8 protein-coding genes and 1 tRNA gene are annotated in these 6,276 nt (G+C 27.7%); 4 read left to right on the top strand and 5 right to left on the bottom strand.

Going from position 1 to position 6,276, the window contains the following annotated elements; all coding sequences use genetic code 11:
• Positions 1-196: 196 nt before the first annotated feature.
• On the top strand, positions 197-934 hold the full coding sequence (locus Q0352_RS01970) for a hypothetical protein (protein ID WP_299522781.1): 738 nt from the start codon (positions 197-199) through the stop codon (positions 932-934).
• 19 nt (positions 935-953) lie between these two features.
• Here the strand turns inward: Q0352_RS01970 and Q0352_RS01975 are convergent, their stop codons facing one another.
• From Q0352_RS01975 to Q0352_RS01985, 3 genes are all read right to left on the bottom strand, one after another.
• On the bottom strand, positions 954-1,721 hold the full coding sequence (locus Q0352_RS01975) for an NAD(P)H-binding protein (protein WP_299522784.1): 768 nt from the start codon (positions 1,719-1,721) through the stop codon (positions 954-956).
• Positions 1,722-1,772: 51 nt separating this feature from the next.
• Positions 1,773-2,729, bottom strand: a complete 957-nt coding sequence (locus Q0352_RS01980; protein ID WP_299522787.1) for a tRNA-dihydrouridine synthase family protein — start codon at positions 2,727-2,729, stop codon at positions 1,773-1,775.
• A gap of 88 nt (positions 2,730-2,817) precedes the next feature.
• Positions 2,818-3,438 carry a class I SAM-dependent methyltransferase gene (locus Q0352_RS01985; RefSeq protein WP_299522791.1) on the bottom strand — a complete coding sequence of 207 codons (621 nt, stop codon included), beginning with the start codon at positions 3,436-3,438 and terminating at the stop codon, positions 2,818-2,820.
• A 629-nt stretch (positions 3,439-4,067) separates the two neighbouring features.
• On the opposite strand from Q0352_RS01985, the gene Q0352_RS01990 reads away from it, so the two are divergent.
• The 3 genes from Q0352_RS01990 (at position 4,068) to Q0352_RS02000 (ending at position 5,769) form a co-directional block, all read left to right on the top strand.
• Positions 4,068-4,289 carry a hypothetical protein gene (locus tag Q0352_RS01990; RefSeq protein WP_299522794.1) on the top strand — a complete coding sequence of 74 codons (222 nt, stop codon included), beginning with the start codon at positions 4,068-4,070 and terminating at the stop codon, positions 4,287-4,289.
• A gap of 30 nt (positions 4,290-4,319) precedes the next feature.
• Positions 4,320-4,481 (top strand): hypothetical protein, encoded by a 162-nt coding sequence (locus Q0352_RS01995; protein WP_299522797.1) that lies wholly within the window; start codon positions 4,320-4,322, stop codon positions 4,479-4,481.
• Between the two features lie 958 nt (positions 4,482-5,439).
• Positions 5,440-5,769: a hypothetical protein gene (locus tag Q0352_RS02000; protein ID WP_299522800.1), complete on the top strand. Its 330-nt coding sequence runs from the start codon at positions 5,440-5,442 to the stop codon at positions 5,767-5,769.
• Between the two features lie 190 nt (positions 5,770-5,959).
• On the opposite strand, the gene Q0352_RS02005 is transcribed toward Q0352_RS02000, so the two are convergent.
• Together Q0352_RS02005 and Q0352_RS02010 are read right to left on the bottom strand one after the other, a co-directional pair.
• Positions 5,960-6,033: transfer RNA gene (locus tag Q0352_RS02005), tRNA-Arg, on the bottom strand.
• Positions 6,034-6,069: 36 nt separating this feature from the next.
• The coding region (locus Q0352_RS02010; RefSeq protein WP_367274571.1) for a hypothetical protein at positions 6,070-6,276 on the bottom strand (207 nt) is incomplete at its 5' end.

Consider the following 6,276-nt stretch of genomic DNA (forward strand, 5'->3'; position numbering starts at 1 on the left):
ATAAAAACACAAAGGATGCTATTGAAATGATAAATATTTAGTAACATATTCACTACCAAGTTTTAATAGGTTGTTTTTAGTTTTAAAAGAGAATTCAAAATTTTGATGAATACTTTCCTTAAATATGTTAACAAATTAAACATTAGTGCTGGATTGATTTTTTTTAGCAACTTTGTACTTCTTAATTATTTAATGAATGACCCAAAATAGCCTTCCAATTTCAAACAATAATGAAAAAGAACAATTGTTATTGAAAGCTCAAATTAATCTTTTAGAACATGAATTGAATGTGATTGAGCAAAAGATAAGTTCTTTTGAAGCGATACTTAGGTCTCATCTAACAAATTTATTGATTGAAGAACAAGAGTTAACGGTACTTTATAAAAAACTACAAAAGGCAAAAAAAGAGAAACGTTTAGCTCAAAAAAAGAAAGGTAAAAAATTTAAAGAAGTTGCAGGATTAAAAGTAATTATTGATAAAAATAAGGCTGATAATAATACAGACCAACAAAAAGAAAAAAAACGATTGTATAGAGAAGCAATGCTGTATGTTCACCCAGATAAATTTTCAATGAATGAAGGGAAAATTGACATTGCTACAGAAATAACCACTAAGCTAATTGAAATATACCAAACTGGCAGTTTAGAAGAAATTCAAAATTTCCATACACATATTTTTAGCGGGAATGCACTTATGGAGTTTATGAAGCCAACTTCAGTTACTATAGACTTAACAAGAAAAGATATTTATTTGCAAAAAGAATTAGAGCAACTTAAAATACAGTTGGAAAATGTTAGAACGAAACACATTTATAAAGTTTTAACTGAATATGAAAATCCGATGATATTTATTGATGAGCTTAAAGAGTATTATACGGATCGTATTTTTAAACTAAAAAAACGTACAAGAAAGGCAAACTTGTTCGATTTATAATATGTTAAAGTGAGTTTCATCAATAAAGCATAAGATCTGAATATTCAAAATTGTAATCCAAAGTTGATTTCAATTTTTCAGAACTTATAATTTTATATTCATTTAGTGAGTTTTCATTAAATTGAGTGTTTTTATTTCCTAATTTAAGATTTTCTTTAGTATAAAAATCTCTCCTTTTAGGATGTGAATCAGCACAAGCATTAAGTATTGTATCCCAAACATTTTTTAAAATTAGTTGTTCAATAATTTTAATGCAATCATCTCTATGTATTAGATTTACAAATCCTTCAGGGTTTTCCATTTTTTTATTTAATGGAATAAAATTACTGGGTTTTCTGTTGTAACCAAATAATCCTCCAAATCGAATAATGGTAGTTTTAATTTTTTTATTTTCAATAAGTAATTTTTCAATATGAAGTAATTGAGTATTTTTAGTACTAGATTCTTCTGTTACTATTTGGTTTGAATTTTCATAAACTGAAGTAGAACTAACAAATATTACTTTTTTTATATGAGATGTTTCAATGCGTTGCAATAATTTTTTATTGTCATTAATATTTTTTGATGTTATAGCAATAATTAAAATTTCGGAATTTAAAAAGCCAGATATATTGTTGTCTAAATTACTAATATCAATTAAATAGGGAGTGATACCTTCTGATTTTAGTTTGTCTAATTTGCTAATAGAAGTAGTAGAACCATAAACAACATAACCTTCACTTGCTAGTTTTGAAGCTAACGGCAGACCTAACCACCCACATCCTAGTATGCTAATTTTTGGTTTCATATCTTATCTTACCTTATTTTATTGTTTTGTGATTTTCAAAAATTATAAGTTCTAATTTATTTTAAGCTCAGCATCTAAAATTTCTTTCACCGCTATTTGATAATTACGTATGTTACTTGCCTTTTTAATCTTTTTTAAAGCTTTCTTAGGGTTTGAAAATAGCGTTGCAAAATATTCCCAGAGATGGTACATTTTTAATAGCAAATGAGATGCACCAGATAAAGATTCACTATAACCTTCAAAAAGAGTGTCATGAAACTCTTTAAATAGTTCAATTTTCTTTTTAGGATAATTTGAAGTGTTATTCTTTATCATACTTGGTAAAAAAGGATTGGAAATTAGCCCTCTTCCAATCATCCAATGGTCTATACTTGGAAATCGTTCTTGCATTTCTTTAAATTTTGCAACAGAAGTAATATCACCATTGTAATAAAGTTTATGATTTGTTGTGTCTATACACTTTTGAAAAGCATTTAAATCTACACCTCCTTTATAAAGCTGTTTTCCCAAACGTGCATGAATTGCAATATTTTTAATTGGGTATTTGTCCAATATTGGTAGTGCCTGAAGAATTTCGTCACTATTTTCGTATCCTAAACGCATTTTCATTGAAACAATAATATCAGATTCTTGCTGAACTTTATGAAGAATGCTATTTATTTTTTCAGGTTGACTAATTAGACCAGAGCCCATTCCGCATTTTGTAACCATAGGATATGGACAGCCTAAATTCCAATTTAATTCTTTATAACCAAATTGTTGAACATATTTAGCTACAAACAAAAATTCATCAGCATCATTTGTTATAACTTGTGGAATAACTTCTATTCCGATATTATTTTCAGGAAGAAGATCTCTTTCATAAGCTGGTTTAACTGTAAGCTTTCCATTTAATCTTATGTACGGTGAATAAAAGGTGTCAATTCCTCCAAAAAAGTTATTGAAGGCATTTCTAAACCTAAAATCTGTAAATCCTTGTAGCGGTGATGAAAGTAATGTAAAACTCATATAATTTTTGCAGTTGCGTAACTTTATTATAATTTAAACTGTTAAGTTTTTTCTATCAATTTATGTTATTAAATTCGTGTTCTTGTAACTAAATTTTTTTACAAATTATTAAAAATAGCGGATACTTTCTAATTTCACCTTCCAATTCTTTTTCTATAATATAGCTTATGTTATAATATTCAATCTTAAAACCATTTCTAGTTAAAATATTGCTTAATTCGTTTTTGTCAAATCCGTTATGTCCATCAAATTCAGAATGTTCTTTATGAAAAGAACCATCTTCTTTAACTAAATCTGCGATACACAAATATCCATCAGTTTCTAACAAAGAATGAAATATATTAGAGACCTTATTTAAATCATGAATGTGATGTAAAGTCATTAATGAATAAATCGCGTTAAATTTACCAATATCTAAGTTGTCTTCAAGCAGGTCAACTAAAAGTGGTTTGAAGTTAGTTAACGATAAGTTTTTAATTTTATCTTGTAAAACTTGTATCATTCCTTCTGAATTATCAGCAAGTGTAATTGTTTCAAAAGCATCTTTTAATTGATAACTCAATAAACCTGTACCACAACCAAATTCTAACGCATTGTCACTTGGTTTAGGTTTAATATATTCAATAATTTCTTTAGCGAAAATTTCAGCTCTTTCAACTTTCATAGGGTTGTTATCCCAATCTTTAGCTTGTTTGTCAAAATGTTTCATGTTTCTTTTTTTAGGGCATTGAAAGAGATGCAAATTTATTATGAATTATTAAAATAAGCCCACCAAAAAGTGCAACCACCATTATTAAACGTATTTCTATGTGCAAAGCTAAGTAAAAGTAACAATACATTTGTAAGAATTAGTACAGTGAAAAATTCATCACGAAATATTTTTTTATGTCTTTTCTGAAATTTGCAAAGTTGTAATTGAAAAATAACTTTCATAAACCGTAGAAATTTGATAAATCTTTTAAAAAACTTCACATCAAAATTAATGTAACTAACAGTAAACTGCGTTTTATGTCAAAAATTAAAAAAAAGAAACCAACTTCACTTTCTCATGATAGGGACACTATAGAAAAACTTTGTAAGAAGTTAGGGACTCCTTATTAAAAGGAGCAACCACCAAACGGGACGGCTTCGATACACTTTATGAACAAGCTACAGAGTAAGAAAGAAGAAAAGAAGTAAATTAAAAGATGACCTCGTTTTTTTAATTGATTCATATTTATTCGATTTAACTGCTTTTCAACTATTACAACAATAGCTATTCCCGCTGTATTATTACTTGTTATTCTCAGGTTTATTTCGTAAATTAATAGCTGTTTAACCTCCATTAGTATAATATATATGAAATCAAAACACCTAAATATATACAATCTTCCTTTAACTGAAGAGACTTATGATGAGTTGATAAAAGCGTTGAAGCTTGGAAAATTAAAATGGAAAAGCCTATCAAAAGAATTACAAGATGCTTATCACAGTTTTGAAAAAGATAAAAAGGAAACGGATTTTGAAAAGCAAATGCATAAAATATCAAGTGGTTCATGTGATTATGATACGCCAATTTGACCTGCTAATACAATTATAAAATATATAAAAATGGGAACAGGAAAAGAGAAACCAACATCAGTTTTCCGCAACAGGGACAGCATGGAAAAACTTTGCAAGGAATTTGGTATTCCATTTTCAAAAAACACACAGCAAGAAGGTATGACTTCAATACATTTTATAAATAAATCTAAGGGAGAGCAAAAATTATAAGACAATGACCGACAAAATAAGAAAGAGGAAACCTCAGAAATATCTAAACAACTTTCACAAGGAATCGGCAGAAAAAATATTAACAGCAATCCAAGAATCGAAGAACTTAGAGATAGATTGGGAGAAGGAATTGAAGCAGTAGATAATAAACGCAAGAGACGATTAACTCACCACGAAATAGATTAGGAACGAGTTTAATACACTGTATGAATATGCCAAGAGTAAGAAAGAAGAAAGAAAGTAAATTAAAGATATGACCTCGCTAATTAAATTCGGGCAATATGTGTACGTTACCATCGGTAACGAAAAAGTTTAACACAATTGGAGTTGCCCCTGAAGGTGTTTAGCAAACCGAATCAGGAGTATATAGGTCGATTAGAACGTGGTGTTGCAGAAATTTCCTACAGCAGATAAAATTATGCTCGCCTTGAACTCTGAATTGGAGTTTAGTCAATATGAAAGTGTTACAGTATTTCACGGAATACCATAGTTGTAAATCATTTAAAAATTATCAATAGTTGATTTTAATTGATTAATTAATCTTTTTTAATTATCAGTTAACTGAATTAAACTAATTATATTTAAAAATAATGATTTATTACTTCTTATAGGGTATTATTTTAAATTAGCAATTTACACCCTCTCAACGATGTGGTTTCTTTATTTACTACCATAATAGATTTTTCACTTGTTAAAATAATGTTAAATAGTACTTTGTTTTGCACAGTACTGTAACAACTTGTTAAAACATCCGTCTCTTAAATATACTAACAAACTAAAACATATTATTATGACAACTTTAAATCAAAAAACAGTAACAGAAAACAAACCAAAATTAATATCTGTAAATTTTTCAAGTACTAAAAGATTACAATGGAGTAAATATAGAAGATACACTTGTTAAAGCATACAAAAACTTACTTAAAAAATTATAAAAACAAATTTAAAACTACTAATTATGAGAAAACTTATGTTAACGGCTTTGGCCGTAGTTATTGCAACAACAACTTTATTGGCAAGTAATGTAAACCCTGATGAATCTAATAAAAACATTAAAAGTCAAATACAAAAATTATTCGATGCAACTGATTTTCATTTTAATGAAGATGTTACATTAGAAATAGTGTTTACATTTGATTCAGCAGATGAAATTATTGTATTAAAGGTTGATTCAACAGATAGTGATGTACTAGAATATGTTCGAGAAAATTTAAACCATAAAACTATTTCAAATCCTGGAATAAAAGGTAGACATTATATGATTCCTTTAGTAATTAAAAAAGGATAATTAAAAAAGCTCAAAGCCATTTCATTTAGTTGAAGTGGCTTTTTTATTTTGTTTGAAGCACTTATAATCTATCCACAATAGAGCTAAAGAACTCACTGCCTATTGACTGCCTGATATGAAATAATATGATATTGAATTAATATGATAAAAAAAAAAGCTCTCAATTTCTTGAAAGCTTTATTATCATTAGTGACCTCGACAAGATTCAAACTTGTAACCTCTTGAGCCGTAATCAAGTGCGCTATTCAGTTGCGCCACGAGGCCGTTTTGAGGGTGCAAATATACTATTTTTTAATTATTTCACAAACTATTTTTTGTAACAAAATATCGCCATCCAATAATAGCCATTTGCCATTTTTTTGCTTTTGCCATATTTAATCTTTTTTTGCTAAAACTGGGTAGAATAATTTTATTGATTTTAGCTAATAACCTAAACAATTGTTTTTTCATGATGTAAAAATAATGAATTAAAAAAACCCTACAAAATGTAGGATTTAATTTTAAATA

This window comes from uncultured Lutibacter sp. (assembly GCF_937891065.1).
GTDB lineage: Bacteria > Bacteroidota > Bacteroidia > Flavobacteriales > Flavobacteriaceae > Lutibacter.

Bases quoted from the DNA above. Each gene is read 5' to 3' on its own strand.
- Q0352_RS01990 (WP_299522794.1), top strand. From the start codon at position 4,068: ATGAAATCAAAACACCTAAATATATACAATCTTCCTTTAACTGAAGAG.
- Q0352_RS01980 (WP_299522787.1), bottom strand. From the start codon at position 2,729: ATGAGTTTTACATTACTTTCATCACCGCTACAAGGATTTACAGATTTT.
- Q0352_RS01985 (WP_299522791.1), bottom strand. From the start codon at position 3,438: ATGAAACATTTTGACAAACAAGCTAAAGATTGGGATAACAACCCTATG.
- Q0352_RS01970 (WP_299522781.1), top strand. From the start codon at position 197: ATGACCCAAAATAGCCTTCCAATTTCAAACAATAATGAAAAAGAACAA.
- Q0352_RS02000 (WP_299522800.1), top strand. From the start codon at position 5,440: ATGAGAAAACTTATGTTAACGGCTTTGGCCGTAGTTATTGCAACAACA.
- Q0352_RS01995 (WP_299522797.1), top strand. From the start codon at position 4,320: ATGGGAACAGGAAAAGAGAAACCAACATCAGTTTTCCGCAACAGGGAC.
- Q0352_RS01975 (WP_299522784.1), bottom strand. From the start codon at position 1,721: ATGAAACCAAAAATTAGCATACTAGGATGTGGGTGGTTAGGTCTGCCG.